The 19,890-nt window shown below is 67.8% G+C and carries 14 protein-coding genes; 10 read left to right on the forward strand and 4 right to left on the reverse strand.

What is annotated here, in order from left to right; genetic code table 11:
- Positions 1–1,584, reverse strand: a 1,584-nt coding sequence (locus B3S45_RS14310) for a nuclease-related domain-containing DEAD/DEAH box helicase (RefSeq protein ID WP_286721450.1), incomplete at its 3' end; no start/stop codon positions are given.
- A gap of 115 nt (positions 1,585–1,699) precedes the next feature.
- Here B3S45_RS14310 and B3S45_RS14315 point away from each other — a divergent pair.
- On the forward strand, positions 1,700–1,948 hold the full coding sequence (locus B3S45_RS14315; RefSeq protein WP_286721451.1) for a hypothetical protein: 249 nt from the start codon (positions 1,700–1,702) through the stop codon (positions 1,946–1,948).
- Positions 1,949–1,952: 4 nt separating this feature from the next.
- Complete coding sequence (locus tag B3S45_RS14320) at positions 1,953–2,291, forward strand: type II toxin-antitoxin system PemK/MazF family toxin (protein WP_286721452.1); 339 nt, start codon at positions 1,953–1,955, stop codon at positions 2,289–2,291.
- 4 nt (positions 2,292–2,295) lie between these two features.
- Here B3S45_RS14320 and B3S45_RS14325 read toward each other — a convergent pair whose 3' ends face one another.
- From B3S45_RS14325 to B3S45_RS14335, 3 genes are all read right to left on the reverse strand, one after another.
- Positions 2,296–3,201, reverse strand: coding sequence for an HNH endonuclease (locus B3S45_RS14325; protein ID WP_286721453.1), 906 nt, complete (start codon positions 3,199–3,201; stop codon positions 2,296–2,298).
- On the reverse strand, positions 3,198–3,377 hold the full coding sequence (locus tag B3S45_RS14330) for a hypothetical protein (RefSeq protein WP_286721454.1): 180 nt from the start codon (positions 3,375–3,377) through the stop codon (positions 3,198–3,200). The genes B3S45_RS14325 and B3S45_RS14330 overlap by 4 nt, the downstream gene beginning before the upstream one ends.
- A gap of 78 nt (positions 3,378–3,455) precedes the next feature.
- Positions 3,456–4,082 (reverse strand): vWA domain-containing protein, encoded by a 627-nt coding sequence (locus B3S45_RS14335; RefSeq protein ID WP_286721455.1) that lies wholly within the window; start codon positions 4,080–4,082, stop codon positions 3,456–3,458.
- 354 nt (positions 4,083–4,436) lie between these two features.
- On the opposite strand from B3S45_RS14335, the gene B3S45_RS14340 reads away from it, so the two are divergent.
- The 8 genes from B3S45_RS14340 (at position 4,437) to B3S45_RS14375 (ending at position 19,877) form a co-directional block, all read left to right on the forward strand.
- Positions 4,437–4,718 carry a hypothetical protein gene (locus B3S45_RS14340; RefSeq protein ID WP_286721457.1) on the forward strand — a complete coding sequence of 94 codons (282 nt, stop codon included), beginning with the start codon at positions 4,437–4,439 and terminating at the stop codon, positions 4,716–4,718.
- The gene (locus B3S45_RS14345) at positions 4,719–7,562 is read left to right on the forward strand and encodes a hypothetical protein (protein WP_286721459.1); all 2,844 of its coding nucleotides are present in this window, start codon (positions 4,719–4,721) and stop codon (positions 7,560–7,562) included.
- Positions 7,563–7,597: 35 nt separating this feature from the next.
- Positions 7,598–11,002, forward strand: coding sequence for a tubulin-like doman-containing protein (locus B3S45_RS14350; protein ID WP_286721461.1), 3,405 nt, complete (start codon positions 7,598–7,600; stop codon positions 11,000–11,002).
- Positions 11,002–14,259, forward strand: a complete 3,258-nt coding sequence (locus tag B3S45_RS14355) for an FtsB family cell division protein (RefSeq protein WP_286721463.1) — start codon at positions 11,002–11,004, stop codon at positions 14,257–14,259. The genes B3S45_RS14350 and B3S45_RS14355 overlap by 1 nt, the downstream gene beginning before the upstream one ends.
- A gap of 7 nt (positions 14,260–14,266) precedes the next feature.
- Positions 14,267–15,061 (forward strand): HNH endonuclease family protein, encoded by a 795-nt coding sequence (locus B3S45_RS14360; protein WP_286721465.1) that lies wholly within the window; start codon positions 14,267–14,269, stop codon positions 15,059–15,061.
- Between the two features lie 14 nt (positions 15,062–15,075).
- Positions 15,076–16,827, forward strand: coding sequence for a nuclease-related domain-containing DEAD/DEAH box helicase (locus tag B3S45_RS14365; protein ID WP_286721467.1), 1,752 nt, complete (start codon positions 15,076–15,078; stop codon positions 16,825–16,827).
- Positions 16,815–17,270: a hypothetical protein gene (locus tag B3S45_RS14370; protein WP_286721468.1), complete on the forward strand. Its 456-nt coding sequence runs from the start codon at positions 16,815–16,817 to the stop codon at positions 17,268–17,270. The genes B3S45_RS14365 and B3S45_RS14370 overlap by 13 nt, the downstream gene beginning before the upstream one ends.
- Before the next feature lie 69 nt (positions 17,271–17,339).
- Positions 17,340–19,877, forward strand: coding sequence for a GmrSD restriction endonuclease domain-containing protein (locus tag B3S45_RS14375; protein WP_286721470.1), 2,538 nt, complete (start codon positions 17,340–17,342; stop codon positions 19,875–19,877).
- Positions 19,878–19,890: the final 13 nt, after the last annotated feature.

The raw sequence follows: 19,890 nt of genomic DNA on the forward strand, positions 1-19,890 counted from the left end.
TCCGGAAAACCCGGGACAGGTCACCAGAATCTCGGCGGTGTTGCGGTAGTTGACGTCGAGCACGACGCCGCGACCGGCGAGTGAGATGCCGACCTCGGCGAGCGAGTAGCCGCCGGGGTAGACGGTCTGCTGGCCGTCACCGATCAAGGTGAAGGCATCCGGGCCATCGCCCGCCACCGCCCACATCATGCGCACCATGGCGCAGGAGAGGTCCTGTGCCTCGTCGACGATCACCGCCGAATAGCCGTCAAGGGGTTCACGCTGCAGCTCGCGCTCGGCAAGCAGGATGACGTCGGCGAAGTCGTTGATGCGCAGTCGGCGCAGCTCATGCTCGTAGGCCGTGTAGAGATCCCACACTTCGCGTCGCTGGTCGACGGTGAGGCGCCGCTTGCGTCCGATCCGCGCGCAGTCCGCGTACTGCTCGAAGACCGTGAACCCGCGGCCCTTGATGACGCTCTCGATTTCCTCCTTCCAGTAGTCCGTGTTCTTCTCGAGACGCTTCAGGTCGCCGCTGCTCGTTCGCCAGACGGTCGAGAACGCGTCGGATGCCTTGCGTCCGTCGAGCCGGACGGCCACTCCACGTTCCTTCAGCACCCGCAACGCGAACGCGTGGGCGCCGACGAACTCGACACGGTCAGTGATCTCGGGCGCGAGGCGGGTCAGCAGATTCTTGAGCACGGCGGGCAGAGTTCGCACGTAGGTCGTGACGAGAACCTTGCCGGGGCGGGTGCGGGCGAGGTAGGCGGCACGGTGCAGTCCGACCACGGTCTTGCCGGTACCGGCGGCGCCGCGGATGCGGGCGGGGCCCCCGAAGCTGCGGCGCACCAGCTTGGCCTGATCGGGATGCAGGAACGCCATCCACTCTTCGATCGGCGGGGCGAGCATGCTCTCCAGGTGGAGCGCCTGCACCTCGTCGGCGGAGGGGAGATCCGGGATGTCCAGCGTCGTCGCGGGGGAGGGCGCGATCGGCTCGGGCAGGGTGACGTTGGCGGGGGCGGGGGCGCCGACGACGGGGAAGAACTCGGTCAACACGCGCAGCACCGAGTTGACCTGGTTGGCGGTGAGGCGCTGCCCGCGCTTCAGCACGTGGCGGGCGACATCGACGTCGCCGATCAGGTCGACCGCGCCCACCTCGCCGCGGATGTTCTTCTTGCCCGCAAACGCGACGACGGCGTGCACCTCGCCGGGGGCGAGTCCAATCTCGGCGAGCGCCGCCTCGGTGTCGAGGGTGAGCGAGACGAGTTTGTCGAACTCGTCAGTGACGTCAGCTTGGTCGCGGAACACGCGCCCGGCCGCCAGATAGACGTCGGCCCACGCCTTGGTGTCGACGATGAAGACCCCGGACGGGCCGATGACGACGAGGTCGACCTGGGCTCGTCGGCTGCCCGGCCACTGCCGGTCGGCGAGCAGGTGGTAGCCGTGCGCGGTCAGCGGGGCGAGCGCCTCGGCGGTGCGCTTCTCGGTGCGGTAGGCGGCCATCCATCGAGCCGCATCGGCCTCCGCATCGCGTGCAGCCTGGGCGTGCGCATCGCGCACCAGAAGCTGACGTTCCGCTTCGACGCGCGCAGAGTCGCCTGCCCCCATGCCGCACCCCCAGTCACGCCGATACTAGAACCATCCTCAGATGTGCGGCGAGGCTGCGCTATGCCGCGTTGTGGGGGTACGGTGCGAACTGGTATGCCGCGGGTATACTACTCGCATGGTGGCGACAACGATCAAGGTTCCGAGTGAACTTCGCGACAAGCTCAATGCCGAGGCGCGCTCGCGCGACATCACCGTCGCGGGCTTCATCGAGCACCTGATCGCCGAGCGAGACCGGGCCGAGCGTTTCCGGCAGATGCGCGCCGAGCGTGCGGCGCTCACTCCCTCCCAGCGCGCCGAACTGGCGGTCGAGTACACGAATGCCGAGGCTGCGGCCGTCGCCGACCTGCCCGCCGACGCATCCTGACCTCGTGCTCGAACTGCATTCCGGCGACGTTGTCTGGGCCGACCTCGGGGACTCGGCTGGCCGGGAGTATGCGGGCCGTCGCCCGCTCGTGGTGATCGCGGGGGAGGAGTACCTCGACGTCGTCGATTCGTTGGCGATCGTGGTGCCGGTCACGACGCGCGATCGGGGCTGGTCGAATCACGTGCGCCTGGCCGGCCCGACCGGGCTTGATGCGCCGAGCTTCGCGGTAACCGAGCAGCCGCTGACGGTGTCACGCGCGAGGCTGCTCGCGGTGGCCGGCCGGGTCGACGATGCGTGTCTCGGCGAGATCCGTGGCTGGGTGCGGGACTTCGTGGGGCTCTAGCGAGTCAGACGCCGAAGCCCTCGAACCGCGCCGCGAGCGAGTCGCGATCCGGGCGCTCACCAGGACGTGCGGGAACCGTGAGCTCGATTCCGTGCATGTCCTGCAGTCCGTGTCGCAGCATGGGGCCGTCGACCTCATCCAGCAGGGCACGGTCCAGGTGCACGACGTAGTCGGGCGAGATTCCAAGCAGGTTCTGGTCGTAGGCGGCGTGATGGATCTTGCACAGCGCGAGTCCGTTGGTCACCGTCGGCACGCCTGCCTCATCCGCGTCGGCGACGATGTGTGCCGCATCCAACAGCTCGGGATGCTTCAGGCGGCAGATCGCGCAGGTCTTCTGATACGCGGCCATCACACGGGCGCGGAACAGGGGCTGGTGGAGCCGCTGTTGCACGACCCGCTCGACGTACCGCTTCTCGAACACCGGGCGCACGCCGTTGCGGTAGACCTGCCCCATGCCTTCGTCGAGGGCGATGAGGACGTGCCGGTCGTCGGCGCCTGCGCCCACCACGTACGCAGGAAAGACGGGAACGTAGATGTTCGGCATCGGCTTGCGAAACACGATGATCGGGGCGTGCTGGTCGATCGCGACGCGCAGCTTGCGATTGTCGCCCGCGAAGCTGTCGCCTTCGCGGAACGCGTACTCGAGCAGCCCCGTGGCCGGGTCAACGCGGTCGGGGTACGGCCCGTCGAGCGAGCTGACGACGGAGAGCGTGGCGTCGAGTTCGACGGGGTTGCGGATGCCGCGGGTGTAATCGATGAGCGGGAAGCGGGCGCCATCGATTGTGAAATTGAAGAGCTCGTCGCGCGTGGCGAAGCCGCCGCGGAGATCGAGGAAGCGCTCCAGCGCCGCGAACACCGTGAGGCGGAGTCGTGCCTGGTCTGTCGAGTTGAGGGGCATCTTCTCGCTCACCTCGGGCGGGGAGTCGAGAAGTGGTCGCGGACGTCGTTCGCTTGAGCCGCGTCCAAATGCCAGCGGGTCTCGGGGAACTTCAGCCGACCGTACTCCGAGCGCAGGTACGAGCGGATGCGCTTCGCCGGAACGGACAGTTCGCGGGCGAGTTCTGCGGGGGTCAACGTCGGCGACATGATCGTGAGAGTAGCCCAGTTGTGGTTCGGATCGCGATAGCTTTCGGCCGCAGCAGATCGCCCGACGCACGGCCCGGACTACGCCCCGCGAGCCTCCCCGCGCTCACCCTCGTCGAACCCGCGCTTCCGCTTGGCCCGCACATCCCGCATGTAGCGGCTGGTCGAACGGCTCATTCCGCGCACCCCGTCGGCGCCGGCGTCGTAGGTGAGGGCGGAGTCGCGGCCGATGCCGAGGTCGCGGGCGGTAAGCACAGCGTCCTGGTTGGCGCCGAGGAAGACGAAGTCCCAGTTGTACTGCTCGGTCTGCCGGGTGATCAGCTCGCGCACCATGTCGTGGTCGTATTCGCGGCTGGAGTTCTCGTGGCCGTCCGTGACGATGATGACCTGCACGGTTTCGGGGCGGGCGTGCTCGGGCAGGGCGGCGAGCTGCTGGCCGAAGATCTGGATGGATGCGCCGAGGGCATCCATGAGGGCGGTGCCGCCGCGGGGCTCGAGTTCGATGCGCACCGTGCGCGCGTCGGCCATGGTGTGGGTGTGCTCGATGACGCCGTCGAAGATGACGACGTCGACGGTGAGGAGCCCGTCGAGGGTGGACTGCTCGGCGAGCAGGCCGTTGAGCGCGTCGACCATTTCGTCGCGGATGGTGATCATCGAGCCGGACCGGTCGATGACGAGCAGCAGGGCGGTGTAGTTCGGGTCGGTCATGGGGCTCCTCGGATCGCTGACGGCCATGGCGGTGCTGGGGCTCGATGAGTGTGAGGGGTGCCGCCGACATTTCGAGTTGCGCTCGACTAGATTTGGCCTCGGAACATTGCGCGCATGTAAACTCCCGGGCCGACGGCGCTGTCACGAGGCTTCCCCCGATTTGGGGCGGAGTCGAGGCCCCCTCGCTTCCGATAGAGTGCGAATTCCCACTTGGTTTCGAGGGGGTTCCGAGGGAGTTCTGATATGACAGCCAGTCCGCCGACTGTTTCGCGCCCGGCGCGAGTCGCGGCAGCGAAAGCATCTGTCGCCAGTGCTGTCCCGCTGCAGCTCGGACTGCTGTCGTTGATTCTGAGCGTGATCCTGGCCGTTTGGACATTCTCGACGACCGCGACACAACCGCCCTTCGCGGAGCTGGGCACCTGGCCGCTGAGCGTCGCAGGCTACGTGCTCACCCCGGTATTGACGATCGGCGCGCTTACCTGGGACCGAGTCGCGCAACGGCGCGGACTCCGGGACCGCAACTTCGCGCTTCGACCGGCGTACGCCACCGGCCTGCGATACATCGTGGGGTTCAGCTTTCTCCCGGCGGTGTGGCACATCGCCAACATCGCCAACTTGTTCGCGGGGGGATTCTGAGTGGTGAATTGGTCGGGCAAACTGCTTCGCGCTGCGCTCGTGCTCGGCTTGTCGGCCGGAACGCTGGCCGTCGGCACGACGACCGCCGATGCGGCGATCACCGCGACTCCGCTGCTCAGCGCCGCGGGTGAAGACGGCATCGGCGACCTGCGCGAGTGCCTCGCCAGCGAATCTCAGCTGGACGTCTACTACCTGATGGATGCGTCGGGCAGCCTCGCTGACACCGATCCGGGTATCGTGCGGGCCGACCTGATCGCCAACAGCCTGCGAGAGCTCGGCACGCTCCGCGACGATCTCGAGCTCAGCTACGCGGTCGGCTTCTTCGGCACCGATTTCGTGGCGTCCATTCCGTGGACGACCGTGGAGACGGGATCGGTCGATTCGCAGGCCGATCGCGTTCGTAAGGCGATCCGCAACCAGGACTCGCTGGGCTGGACGAACTGGGCCGTCGCGGTGTCGTCGGCGCAGAAGCTGCTGGTGCAGCGCGCTTCGCAGTCGGACGGCTGTCAGGCCATGGTGTGGCTCACCGACGGGGGCATCAACCTGAGCGGAAGCGTTGATGGAGCCGACGACGATGCCGCACTCAACGACCTCTGCGGCGCGCAGATCCGGCCGGGTGGCCAGCCGCGCTGGGGGCTGGGGCCGTTCAACGAGCTTCGTCAGTCGGGCGTCGTCGTCATCGCAGTGCTGCTCCAGGTTCCCGGCGCCGCATTCACGCCGCGCGACGTGGAGAACGCCCCGTACATGCGGGCGCTGGTGGAAGGCGCGGGGGAGGTGCGCGGCTCGCAGGTGACCTGCGGCGAGTATCCGCTTCCCGAGGGATACGTGTCGGGGGTCCACCTCGAGGCCAGCAGCGCTGCCGATCTTGCGCTCGTGTTCCTTCAGCTCGGCACGGTGGTCTCGGGTGGTTTCGCGTCGCCGTTCAATGCCGATGGCACGTTCGATGTCGATGCGGGCATCTCGCAGTTCGCGATCGTGACGGGCTCCCGCGACTGGCGCTTGACGTCCCCCAACGGCGAGACCATCTCCGCCGGTGACGCGGCGGGCGCCGGGTTCACGCTGGACGAGTCGGGCGGCGCCTCGCGCATCACGGTCGCGCCGCGCGACGCCGGTGACGTCGGCAGGTGGTCGTGGGAGTCGACGACCGGCGGCAGTGACAATCTGTATTTTTTCGGCGGCCTGGTTCTCGAATTGGATGAGCCGGCCACCTTTTTGGCAGGCGCCGACAACACGCTGAGGGGACGCATCCTTCGCGACGACGATCGGGTCGTTCCGCTGGACGCCTACGACTTCCGCCTGACGCTCGCGACCGCGACGGCGTCGGGTTCGCAGTCGGTGTCACCCGATGCCATCGAGTTCGACCCGGTGACGGGGGAGTTCGCGTTCCACTACGCGGCGGCGGAGGCCTCCGGCGAGTTGCTGCTCGAAGCGGCGCTCGTCGACGTGACGACGCGTCCGTCGCAGACGCCGCTTGCGCCGGTCACGGCACGCCGCGCCGTCGTGGTGACGCTGCCGGCTCAGTACCCCACGCTGTCTCCGTCCTCGCTCCAGCTGTCAGAGCTCGTCGGCGCGGATGGTGCCGCCGAGGGCATCGTGACCGTACTGCCGCCCGCGGACGGTGGCACCGGTCGCGTCTGCTTCCCGGAGGGCCTCGTCCCGACCGTCGTCAGCGACTCCGCCGACCGCGCCGAGGGCTGGGCATGGTCGGTCGACGTCGACGGGGAATGCCTGGAGGTCGACGCCGAGGTCGACATCGCCGTGTCGGCGGCGAACCGGACCGCGGCGAACAGTGAGATCTCTGCCGTGCTTCCGGTTCGGTACGAGTCGGCGGACGGCGGAGCCATCGAGGGGGAACTCCCGATCGAGTTCAGCTCCAGCCGCCCGCTCGACGCCTGGGCGTTCGGGGCGAGCTTCCTACTGCTGCTGCTCGCCGGCCTCGCGCTTCCGCTGGTGCTGCTCTGGCTGCTGAACTGGTGGACGAGCCGGATCAACCGCGGCGCGAACCTTCGCCGGGCGCAGATCCCGGCGTCGATCGCGGCTGACGGTCGCGTCTACGATCGCGTGGGTGAGCCGTTGATCGGTCAGAGCTTCGGCTCCGATGTCTTCAAGTTCCAGCCGAACGAGCCCGATGCGCGCACGGTCACCGATCCGGCGCTGGGAACGATTCGAGCTCGCGTTTCGCTGAACCCGTTCGGCACGCCGTGGGCCGAGATCGTTCCGGCGGACGGCAGGGCAATTCTCGGTCCGGCCGGATTCCTCCCCGCGTCTCGTCGATCGGCGCAGGCGAAGGGCGCGATCGCCGGATTCAACGGCGACATGGGTGCGGTGTGGGGCTTCGTTGCCCCGGCGGCGTCGCTCGCTGCCGCCGCGCGGGGCGATGAACGGGTCCCGGGAACGCTTGTCGTCTGGACGCGCATGGAGAAGAGCGGGCCAACGGCGTTCGATCGCCGCGTCGCCGAGGTGCTGAGCGCGGAACCGCTGCGCGCACAGCTCACCCGGCTCCGAGGAGCGTTCGACTCCCATCCCGCGCCGACCGGCGGTGCGGCGTCTGCCGCTGCGCCAGCAGTGCCGGGCGCGAGGAGCCGAGCGACGGACTCGAGCGCACCGCCCGCCCCGCGTCACGGGCAGGCAAGCGCCGAACCGCCGCCGCCGAGTTCTCGTCGTGGGGTCACGACGCGCGATGACAGCCCGCCCGCGGCGCCGTCGCGGGGCGTGCCCCCGGCGGGGCCCGCAGGCGGTGCGTCTCCGAGCGCGCCTCCAAGCGCCGTGCCGAGCGCGGACCCGCCCGCACGACGAGACTTCGGCGACACCCCGCCGCCACCCCCGCCGTCGCGTTCGCGCTGACGCAGGACACCGAAGAACAACGAGGGAGACATCACATGCTGCGACCGTTTTTGATCGTCGGAGTCGGCGGATCGGGCGGCAAGACGATTCGCGGTCTGCGCCACGCGCTGACGCTCCGTCTCGAGCAGGCAGGGTGGCGCGGAGGTCTGCCCACGGCCTGGCAGCTGATCCACTTCGACACCCCGGTCGCTCAGGACGGCGCCGACTACGGACTGCCGTTCCTCCCGGCCACCGACTACAAGGGGATGGTGGCGAGCGGCGGCTCGTACGAGACGGTGTTCCAGGCGATCATGCACGGTCAGCAGATCGCCTCTGGCCATCGTGGCGAGGCCGAACGCATGCTTCCCGACCCCAGCCGGGTGCCGGTCGATGTCACGAAGGGCGCGGGGCAGTTCCGCGGTGTCGGCCGCGCCGTCGCGCTCTCCAAGCTCGATGAGATCGCGAAGGTCGCCAAGACGGCGATCGACCGCATGAACGACGCGAGTGCGCTCGCCGAGCTCGCCTCACTCGGTGAGCACTTGGGAGCGAAGCAGGACGGGGGTGCGACGGCGAGCCCGACCGGCATCGTTATCTCCTCGATCGCGGGCGGGTCAGGTGCCGGTCAGTACCTGGACGTCTTGGAGGCGGTGAAGGCATCGGCCAAGCCAAGCACCTGGGCGGAGCAGTTCTTCGCTCTGCTCTACGCGCCGGATGTGTTCGACAACATCCCCGGCGCCGGCGGCATCCCCGCCAACGCACTCGCGACGGTCGTCGAGACGGCGAACGGATTCTGGACGCGCGAGCCATCGGCGGCCACGCGTGAACTATTCCGTCGCGTCGGCCTGAGCCCGTCGTACGGAGGCGCACGGGACCGCGTGGGCGCGGCGTTCCCACTGATTGTCGGGCGACAGAACTCCCGTGTCGCCTTCAGCACCCAGGGCGAGGTCTACTCCGCGGTCTCGGCGAGTGTGGCCGCGTGGATGACGGATGACTTGGTGCAGGGCAACCTGGACGACTACGCGACGACCAACTGGTACGTGAACGTCGGGGCAAATGAACTTGCGGATGCGACGCGGTTGATGCGTTCCCTGGACCAGGCACCGCCCTTCGGCGCGATGGGCTTCGGACGAGTCACGCTCGGGCGCGAGAAGTTCGTCGACTACGCGAGTGAGCGCTTCGCCCGGTCGGTGATCGACCGGATGCTGTTCGCGCACACCGAGAAGGATCCGCGCTTCGAGGAGCGCACCGAGGAGGAGTGGATCGAGTACCGCAAGAGCCAGGTGCTCGACGCCTTCATCCGCGCGGTCAAGCTCGACGAGGAGACGGAGGAGCGCAACGACGTCATCGACGCCATCCGCCCGTTGGCGGAGCGCGACGCGCTCGGCGAGGAGTTGCGCCACACCGTCCTGTCGCGGGCGCAGGAGGGTCTCGACAAGACCGGCGGACTCGATCGCAGCACCTGGAGCACCCGGCTGCTGAACCTCCGCGACGAGCTGGTGCCTTCGTACCTCGCCCGCGACACGACGAACCGCTCGGAGAATTTCGACGAGTGGCTCGCGACGATGCCCGATCACATCATCGACACGTTGGAGTGGTGGATCGCCGAGCACGGTCTGCCGGTCACCGTGGCGCTGCTGCGCGAACTGTCGCGCGTGCTGCGCTCGGCCTCGGAGGGGCTGAAGGATGAGGCGCAGACCCATCTGAACTGGACCCTGCGCGTGCACAGCCTGGTCGAGGAGCACCTCGCGGAGGCCGCGAATCAGGACTCCATCCGACCGGACCAGGACGTCATCGAGTTGGCCCTCGACCGCGTCGTGCAGTCGTTCGAGTGGCAGTCGGAGGCCAACCTGCGGCTGGCGGCCTCGGGGCTGCTGGCCGAACTGCGCAGCGACTTCATCGACCCGTTGCGCGAGACGCTCGACTCGGCTCGCATGTCGCTTCGGCAGGAGATCGACAGCCGCACGCTTCGCGACGGGCGCGAGAACGACTACGCGTTCTGGCCGAAGTTCGGCGACCCGTCCGTTCCGCGCAAGTACACGCCCGCCCCGAACGAGCGCCTGCTCGTCTCGCACGAGGCGTACCCCACGGAGTTCAATCGCCTCGTCGAGGCGACCTTCGGCAAGAAGAAGTTCGATGACGCGATGCGCGAGGCAATCGGTGAACTGGTACGCGGGCCGAGTGCCGCGGAGCAGCCGGAGGCATCCCTTCGGTGGAGTGCGGTCGAGATGCCGCGAGGGTGGATTCCCGCGGCAACCGCCGACCCGGATCGGCGCGCGGCGAAGACCTCGGCGCCGCGTTTCACCTTCGACGACGACCCGCAGGAGTACCTGACGCGCGCCAAGCGGTGGATGCTACGCAAGGGTCGCGCGTTCGACTCGTACATCGGCGCCACGCTCACCGACTTCTTCGACATCGACCAGGTCAAGCCCGACGAGCTCCGCCGGCGCCGCGAGGCGTTCCGCGAGGGTCTGACGGCGGCGCTTGGCGCGAGCGAGCCGCTGGTGCGTCTGAACCCCGGCCTTCTGTCGACGGTGCACGGCAAGTCGATCGACAAGAGCTTCGAGCCCACCGTCAGTGCGATCCCGTTCAAGACGGGGACGGACATGTACGAGATCACGAAGTCCGCACTGGTGGCGGCGGGTGTGTGGGACGAGAGCAAGTCGCCGAAATGGTTCAGGGACGCGAATGTGGACGCGGTGGAGATTTTCGCCATGTCGAGCTTCCCGTGTCAGCCGGTCGTGATCGACTCGGTGATGGCACCGATCGCGAAGGGTTGGCTGGCTGATTCCGGCACGTCCGTTTCGCGTGCCGCGTTCTGGAAGTGGAAGCGCGCCCGCCTGCTGCGGGAGTCGACGCCCGCCGCTCCCGAGGTGTTCGACGCGATGCTGCGGGGCTGGTACGTCGCCAAGGCGCTCGGCCAGTTGGATATGGAGGCCACGGATCGCGAGAAGGGGCCGAAGCTCAAGATCTGGGATGCGGAACGCCGCGGCTATGTCGACTTCCCGCACCCGTTGCTCTACCCGGGTATCGCCCCGCCGGTGGACTTCCCTGGGGCGGTCATGGAGTCGCTGATCATCGCGCAGCCGCTGGCAAACGCCGCGGGCTCACTGGAGCCGCTGCGCCCCTACCACGTGCTGCTCGACCTGGGCGGAGACGGGTCGGAGCCGGGCCACGTTCTTGCCGACTGGATCAGCTACGGCACGATGCCGGACGCCTCGCCGATTCCGGATCCTGCACGCGCGGGCACGCCGTCACAGACCATGCGAGAGCGGCAGGAGGCGGTGCGCGCGTTCATCGACGTCGAGATCGATGCGTTCACCTCCGGAGTCATCAAACAGGATCCGGAGACGAGGGTGCTCGCCTATCCGGTCACGTGGGAGATCCGGGACACAGTCCTCACCTGCCTGCGTGACATTCGCGACGGGGTGCTGCGCGCCGCCGCCCCGACCTCGGGCATCTGATGGCCTCCGGATTCTGGAGCAGCGGAGCCGTCTCGGTCATTCTGCTGCCGAGCGGCAAGGACGGCGCCGAACTGCTCGCGCTCGCGCGCGAGTGGACGGCCAATTCGATCCTGTCGCCCGCGCTGTGGGTGTCGCCCGAAGGGGTCGATATCCCGGAGGGCATGCCGCCGTCGGTGGTCGCGAAGGTGTTCGCGCTCTCCGACTCGGGGCAGCTCATCGAACCCGAGGTCGACCTGTTCGAGGCCCTGGCGCAGGAAGAGCTGCGCATCCTCCGTCTGATTACCGTGCGCTCGGCTCGCCCGCACCGAGAGACCGATGACCTGCAGGATGCGGTCGGCGATCGAGTGGCCCGGTACGTGCGCCTGTCGGTTCCCGACCACGCTGCCCAGGGCGGCGGTGAAGAGCACGCCGAACTGGTGCGGGCCAGCCTGATCTGCGCGCCGACCGACTTCCAGCTCACCGATCGGGTGGAGTGGGCGGCACGTGACTCCAGCGTCGTGGTCGTCGCGTCGCCGGAGGACCGTGCGACGCCCAACGCCGGCGACGCGTTCGTGCGCGACAACGACCGCTTCGCCGGCTTTGAGCTCATGCACCTCGCCTCGATCGGCGGACTTTGGAGCGGTATCCCCGTGGGGACGCTCGAGGTCGTCCCGTTCGAGGCGTCGGCCGCGCAGAGCATCTGGATTCCGCGCACCTTCGTCACCGGCGTCATCACCGGGGGTGTGGCCGCGGACGCGGTCGCCGGTGTGATGAACGACCTGGTGGCACAGCAGGGCGCGATCGCAGTCGGCGGCGCTCAGGCGGTGCCGAAGGAAGCGGCGCTGATCCCGGACAACCGGGTCCGCGACCATGTGACCCAGATGGCGTCTAGTGCGATGTCGCTCGACGCCCGGGCTCTCGACTACCGCGTGCCGGTTCTCAACACGGAGCCGGCGCGAACGAAGATCGGGATCGGCGCGCAGCTTCGCGCGTTTTTCTCGTTCGGCGCTGGCAAGGTGGCGGCGATTCCGCGATGGATCCGCCTCTGGATTCACGACCGGGTCGCGGGCAAGCTCGAACGACGGCTTCAGGGAGCCGACGGGCGTCGAACCCTGGAACGCCGCCTCGACCAGCTTCTCGACTCGCGGGACCAGGTACTGCTCGACACGTCCGAGCGCATCGCGAAAAACGGTGCCCAGGCATCCGGCCAGCGGGTCACGATGGGGGCGACCTCCACACCGCGACTGTGGACGCGCCTGCGGAACCTCACGTTCGGAGCCCTTGACGGCAGCGCCAACTCGGAGGAGTTCGGCTTCGAGCCGGTCGATGGGCGGACGCCGGTGTTCGGCAAGCTCGCGCACGTGGTGCCCGACCCCGAGGACACCTGGGAGTCGACCGATGTGCCGCACGGGTTCCCGGCTTCGGTGACGTGGCGCACGCTGCGCGACCAGCCCGGATTGCACGACGCGCTGAGCAAGCAGGTCGCGTCGGCAACGGACGCGGTCGCCGCGCAGCAAGCCAAGGTGGTCGAGCTGACCGCCAATCGCGACGCGCTGGCTGTCGCGATCGACGAGCGGCGCGAGGAGTTGCTCGACGCCGGGCTGCTCAAGGTGCGCGCGGACGGCCGGGTGGTCGCCGCGAAGCGCAAGGCCCCGGTGAAGGACGAGAGCGAAGCGGAGGAGCAGAACGAGACGCCCGAGGATGACGGCGCGCTCGGCCCCGACGACGTCGCGCAGCTGAAGATCGATGAGCAGAAGCTCGTGATGCTGTCGAAGCGCATCGAGTCGGAGGCGTCGAAGATCGACGAGGCGGAGGACGACCTGCGTGCCGCGCAGCAGGTTCTCGACTCGTTCGACGAGTGGGCTGGTCGGCAGAAGGGCTCCTTCGTGTGGGAGCTTCTCGACCGCACCGATCTCGCGCGTGATCGCGCGAAGGCTGACCTGGCGGCGGCGGAGAGCGGCCCCGAGGCGGAATTCGAGACCGGGGAGCTCGTCCGGTTGCGCAAGCGGTTCCACCGCGGCGTGCTCATCTGGGCTGTCGTCATCTCGATGCTGACGGGTCTGTTCATGCTGACGCCGCTCTTGGCGCGGTGGGCGGTCGCGACGGAGGACGATCCGACCAAGGTGCGGACGGCGCGTGCCATCGTCGAAGCGATCGAGGAGGGCCGATACCTCGACTGGTGGATGATCCTCCTGATCGGGCTCGCGGCGTTCCCGGTCGCGCTCGTCGTGCTCTTGACGACGTACTACCGCCAATGGTCCGAGTTCGAGCGGCGCGTGGCGCTGTTGGAGCACCGGCTCATTGCGGGCACCGCACGTCATCGAGCGCTCAAGGACGAGGTGGCGCGCCTGGAGGCGATCCACGAGCAGGCTCGCGAGCGTCTCGAACTTCTCTCGACCGCGCTCTACCATCCGTGGAAGGTGAGCGAGGATCTGCTCGCCTCGGAGCAGCCGAGCCTGAACGCGGAGCGTCTGCCGTTCGCGATGCACATCGCCCACGTCGGTGCCGGGCAGACCGATGCGAAGGAACGTCTGCGCTTGCGTGTCGCAGAGTCGTTCATCAAGCCCGGCTGGCGGGCTGCTGCCTTCGCGGACCTGGTGGAGAGCATCCGTCGCCGACTCGGTCTTGAGAGGGAGCGTTTCGGGCTGGATGCCATCGATAACGACCTGCCGGAGGCGACCACGGACGCGCTGCAGCGGTTGAAGCGGTTGGTCTCGGACGACGTGATTCTGAACGAGGTGGCGCGCGCGCGCGTGGAAGAGCTGGTCGGCACCGTCCGCGGCGCCTCCGTCTTGTCGGCCGGTGCGAAGATCACGCCGGTGAGCTTGGGCCCGTTCAGTGGCGCCCTTTCCGACGACGCATCCAACGGGGTCGAGTGGGGGGAGTTCCTCCGGCAGATCGTGCGCGACGACACGACCCCGCCGCTGAGCGCGCTCGGCATCGCCGCGCACGAGGTGCAGCGAGCCCACCACCAGAAGCCGCAGACCGTCGTTCTCGCGCCCGCGCACATCGCGCGCACGCTGACCGACATTGCGAACCCGGATGTCTCGGTGCACGCGGTGGCGCAGGAGTGCTCTGTCGACTTCGAGGCGATCGTGCGCGTCGACCTGGTTGGCCCGGTGCCGATCAGTGCGATCAACCTGTGGAGCAGGCGCAGCCCCGACGAGGATGCATCGTCGCTGAAGACGGCGGTGGCCGTGTGCGCAACGTGCGGTCGCGGGGACTGCCCCGCCGCCGACCCCGAGTCCGGTCTGCCCTGCGCGGGTTCGGGCATCTGAGGTCGCGGTGAGCGCACGGCGTCGTTCGGAGTGGCTGGTACTGCTGGGGCCGCTCCTGCTGGTGGCAGTCGCGGGCGGGGTCTACCTGGCCGCGGGGTCGTCGACGGCGTCGCCGCACTCCGCGCCGAGCGCGGTGGCGTCGCCCGCGCTGGCGACAGCGTCGGCGACGCCCGACGGGATCGAGCCCGCGGCGCCATCGGCGACTCCGACGCCCACCCCGACGGTGTCGTTCGCCCCGCCGTCCGAGGCCGCGGCGGCGCTCGCGCTCCTCGACGAGATCGAGGTCGCGAACTCCAGCGCCACCGGGTACGTGCGCGCCGCGTTCGGTCCGGGCTGGGGCGACCCCGATCGCAACGGCTGCGACGCTCGCAACGACGTGCTGGCGCGCGACCTGACCGACGTCGTCTTCCGTGAGGGCACCTACGACTGCGTGGTGCTGACCGGGCGGCTCGATGACCCGTACACGGGCACGATCATCCACTTTCAGCACGGCAACGACACCTCCACGCTGGTGCAGATCGACCACGTCGTGCCGCTCGCCTGGGCGTGGCGGTACGGTGCGTACGCCTGGAGCGACGCCGCGCGAGCCGCGTTCCACAGCGACCAGCTGAACCTCCTCGCGGTGGATGGGGCCGCCAACCAGTCGAAGTCCGACGGGGGCCCCTCGGAGTGGCTTCCGGCGAACACGTCGATGCACTGCGACTACGCCGTCCAGTGGGTGCGCGTGCTCGACGCCTACGACCTGTCGATTCCGAGTGCCGACCGGAGCGCCCTCTCGCGCATCCTGGTCGGCTGCGAATGAGAGGGGGAGCGACCATGCCCCGAATGATCCCGGCCCGCGCGCGCGACGGGGCCAACCGCTCCGAGAAGCAGGTCTTCACCGCGTTCGAGGGCGCCCTTGACCGGCCCGACTGGGTGGTCATCCATTCGCTGCAGCTGGCCCAGAACCTCGGCGCACTGATGGGCGAGACCGACTTCATCGTGATGGTGCCGGGGCGCGGCATCGTGCTGGTCGAGGTGAAGTCGCCGCGGTTCGTCAACTACCGCGAGGGCGAGTGGTACCTCGACAAGACGCCCAAGCCGACGAAGGATCCGCTGAAGCAGCTGGTGGTGGCGCGCAGCAGCATCCGCGGTTTCCTGCGAGAGAGAGGCCTGCTGGATGCGGGACTCCCGATCGCGCGCCTGGTCTGGTTCACGAGCATCGGTCGTCACCAACTCGACAACCAGTCGCCCGGCGACATGCAGTTCTTCGAGTGGGAGCTCGGCTGGGCCGACGACCTTGCCAAGCCGGTGCGGCTGATCGAGAAAGTGCTCGACCAGCACCTGGAGTGGTATTCGAAGGCCACCGAGGTCGACCTCGACCCGGCGGGCTTCGGCACCGAGCAGGCGAACGCGATCGCGCAGGCATTGGTGACGGACTTCGGCGCCCAGCGCACCCGCGACGACGAACGGCGCGAGCGGCAGGCGGAGGAGCGCCGCCTGATCGACGAGCAGGAGTTCGCGCTCGAGCTCGTCGAGAGCAACGACCACGTGTACTTCGACGGCCCCGCCGGCACCGGCAAGAGCCTGCTGCTGGCCGCGGCGGCGCGTCGCTTCGCGAAGCAGGGCATCCCGACCCTGGTGCTGTGCTGGAACGTGCTGATGGCCGAGCAGTTGCGACTGCTGACCGGCCGCCCCGACGTCGAGGTGCGCGACCTCAACCAGCTCATGCTGAGCCTCGCCGGGCTGACCGAGAACCCGGAGGGCGCCGCCGACGACTGGTACCGGCGCGATCTGCCGGAGCGGGCGCTCGCGGCGCTGGCCGAGCGCCCCGACCTGGGGGCGTTCGGCGCGATCTGCGTGGACGAGTTCCAGGACGTGGCCGGCAACGTGAAGCTGCTGGAGCTGATCTTCGCCCTCGCCTGCTCGGGATCGCCGAAGGGCACCAAACTGGTGTTCGCCGGCGATGACCGGCAGCAGATCCTGCGCACCTCGGATGCGGCCGCCGCCGGCTACCGGATCGCCAAGACCCTGGTGCCCGATTTCGTGCACGTGCAGCTGCGCCGCAACTGCCGCACCGTGCCCGCGATCATCACGGCGACCGAGAAGCGTCTGCGCACCGGCCTCGGCTTCACGAGGCACCGCGTCAGCGAGAGCACGCCGGGCGGCTTCACGAGCGTGATGGCGAAGCCGGGCGCCGAGACCGCCGCGCTCGCTACCGCGCTGCGCGAACTGCTCACCGAGTTCGACCCGGACGACATCGTCGTGCTGAGCCCGTTCGGCGCGAAGTCGTCGCTCGTGGGCGAGCTGCTGGCGCGCAGCGAGTCGTCGCCCGACGAGCGCTGGCTGCGCAAACAGCTGGAGCACGACGGGGGAGTGGGCCGTATCCGCTGGCGCTCCATCTTCAAGTTCAAAGGTCTCGAAGCGGATGCCGTGGTGCTCACCGACCTCGGCCCCACCGCCGAGGAATGGGTCGCCACCACCAGCGTGGAGTGGCGCGACCTGCTCTACGTGGGGATGACCCGCGGGAAGTATCGGTGTGTGGTGGTGGAGAGCGCCGAGTCGAGCGGAGAGAAATGGAGTTCTTGAATATGGAGTTGTTCTCAATCCTGATTCAGTCGTTCACGGCGATTGCGATCGTCTTCGCCGCGTGGCAACTCTTGTTTCATAGCCGCCAGATGCATCGCGAGTTCGAACACCTGTATGTAGCCCGCTACTGGGAACTGATGGATCAACGGTCCGCGCGATTCTCTTGCGGCGGTCGACCCAAGAAATCGGACCGTCGTGTCGTGCGCGGGTACCTGCAGTTGTGCGAAGACCAGATCGACTTGCGCCGTCTGGCGCGCATCACCGACAACACGTGGGGCTTCTGGTGCGGCGCCATTCTCGACCAGGTCGTCGAGGAAGCGTACGCGCTGGAGCTTCACGCCGTTGACGGAGCGGAGTTGCCCAATCTGCGCGAGCTGATTCGATCGGGCGGGGCCGACCCACTGGCACAGAGATGGACGGGCCGGAAGCTGCACGGGCTGTAGTCCGCCCGTCATTTCCGCGGCCGATAAGGTCGAACCGTCCCAACGATCCCTCAAGAATGGAACAGCTGAATGGATGTCGCCGAGACTCGACTTCGCAAGGTTCTTGGTGGTGACCAGCGATACCGCGTGCCGCTCTATCAGCGGCCGTACTCGTGGACCAAGAGCCAGTTGGAGCGCTTGTGGTCCGACGTGCTCGACGTCGTCGCGCAGCTCGAGCAGAACAAGCAGGCCAGCCACTTCACGGGCTCGCTTGTCTTGGACCTAGGGCGTGCCGGTCCCGGCTCCCAGGAGTTCCTCGTCGTCGATGGGCAGCAGCGTCTGACGACGCTGTCGATTCTGCTGTGCGCAATCCGCGATCACTTCGCTGAGTTCGATCACGACCAGCCGCAGAAGCGCGAGCTCGTGCACGAGCGGTACCTGGTGGACAAATACAAGTCCGGCGACGATCGGCTGAAGCTGGTTCCGACACAGGCTGACCGAGACGACTACCGTGCGCTTGTCGACGGCTCGGGTGACGCGGACTCGAACTCTCGTCTGACGATCGCATATCGATACTTCCGCGTTCAACTTGAGGCGGTGCACGAGAGCGAAGAGTCCGTCGACGTCGACGCGGTGCTCGAAGCGGTGCTTGGTGCCCTGGCATTCGTGAGCATCACGGCACGCGGCGACGACAATGTCTATCGCATCTTCGAATCGCTCAACAACACCGGAATGAAGCTCACGCAGGGCGATCTGCTCAGGAACTACCTCTTCATGCGGCTCGGGACCCGCGGAGAAGACGTGTATGCGAGTTGGTGGCTGCCGATGCAGCAGCGGCTTTCCGCGTCGGATCTCGAAGCCTTGTTCTGGATGGACATCGTCGCGACTGACTCGGAAGTCAAACAAGGCGACATCTACGCCGCGCAACGCGATCGTCTCGACAAGCTTTCGACGGACGAGGTCTTTAACGAGATTGCGCGATTCGCTTCACTTTCGCGTCTGCTCGAGATCATGCGGACGCCCTCGCGGTCGAACCAGTTCGGTGACGTCGTGAGGGCGCGGCTCGACAGGTTGAACGCGTGGGGGGCAGGCTCAGCAGACCCGCTCATTCTCCACCTGCTCTCGCGCGCCGATGCCGGAGAGATCTCGCGCGAAGGACTCGCGGCCTGCCTCGCCACGATCGAGTCGTTCCTCGTTCGACGGCTCATCGTCGGCGCTTCGCCGAATGCCATGTCACGAATCTTCCTTCGCGCGCCGTCCGATATGCGCCGCGATGTCTCGGCGAGTGACGCGTTGCTGCTGTACTTCTCGTCCGGACGCAAGTTCTTCGCGTCAGACGACCAGGTCCGTGAAGCTGTGCTGACGAAGCCCCTCTATTTCATGGGCAAGGCGAGCCACAAGAAGTTGCTTCTGCAGTGGATCGAGGAATCGCTCGGAAGCAAAGAACCGATCGATCTTGAACGTGCCTCGATCGAGCACATCCTTCCGCAGACGTTGAGTGCGTTTTGGAGGGGAGAGCTAGCACGCGACGCAGCCGACGATGAGTCGGCGGAGAGCATCCACGAGTCCTTGGTGCACACGCTCGGCAACCTGACGCTGACCGGCTACAACTCCGAGCTCAGCAACCACGACTTCCCCGAGAAGAAGGCGTTGCTGCGCGAGAGCGGAATCCGACTTCATGCAGACATCGTCAACCAGGAGCACTGGGGGCGGCCGGAGATCTTGGCACGCGGCCGTGCGCTCGCCGAACGCATTGTCGCCGAGTGGGTCTCGCCCGTGCAGGTGAGTGACATCGTGGATACCGGCGTCACGTGGGCGCTGGTTCGCGAAGCGATCGAAGCGATTCCGCGCGGTCGGTGGACGACATATGGCGACTTGGCGGCGCTCGCGTCCACGTATGCGCAGCCGGTGGCTGGCTTCATCTCGCGAGGAACCACCGACGGCGCGTGGCGGGTCGTGCAGGCTGGTGGTAATCCCGCGCCCGGTTTCAAGTGGGGGTCGCGCACGGAGTACGCATCGTTGACGCAACGGGAAGTGCTCGAAGCTGAAGGCGTCCGATTCGACGAGAACGGGCGCGCGGATCCGACTCAACGGCTTTCATCGGCAGAGCTGGCGCGGATGCTGGGCATGGAGATCGACCCGGAGCGCGAAGAGCCGGCGCAGGGACCTGTTGTCGATCAGCCCGCATTCGACCGGTTCGCGCAACAGTTGGCGGAGTCGCAGCCCGCCTCCGTGTCGCACGGGGTGCTTGAGGTTCTCCACGCGTGGCGCGATGCCGGCGGCACGCTTGAGTTCGGCGACCAGGCCGAGACCTCGTGCTTTCTGATGGCTCGTGAAGGTCGCCGCGACGCCAGCGGCCGAGGCATCTGGCCGTTCGCGATCTACCCGAAGTCCGGTACCGCCGAGGTCGTCTTCCAGTATCTGAAAGACCGACCGCCGTTTGACCGGGAGGAGCTTCGCGAGGGACTCAGGACGCGACTCAATGACATCAACGGCATTGACATCGCGGCCGACCGCTTGACGCTGCGCCCGAGCTTCCGGCTCTCCGTGCTCGAGGCAACAGCAGAACGGGACGCGGTCGTGGCAGTGCTTCGAGAATTCATTGAGCAGGTCGCGTCGGATGCGTGATGCATCGTGATGA

Source organism: Microbacterium sp. UBA1612, from assembly GCF_002321605.1.
In the GTDB taxonomy this organism is placed as follows: domain Bacteria; phylum Actinomycetota; class Actinomycetes; order Actinomycetales; family Microbacteriaceae; genus Microbacterium; species Microbacterium luteum.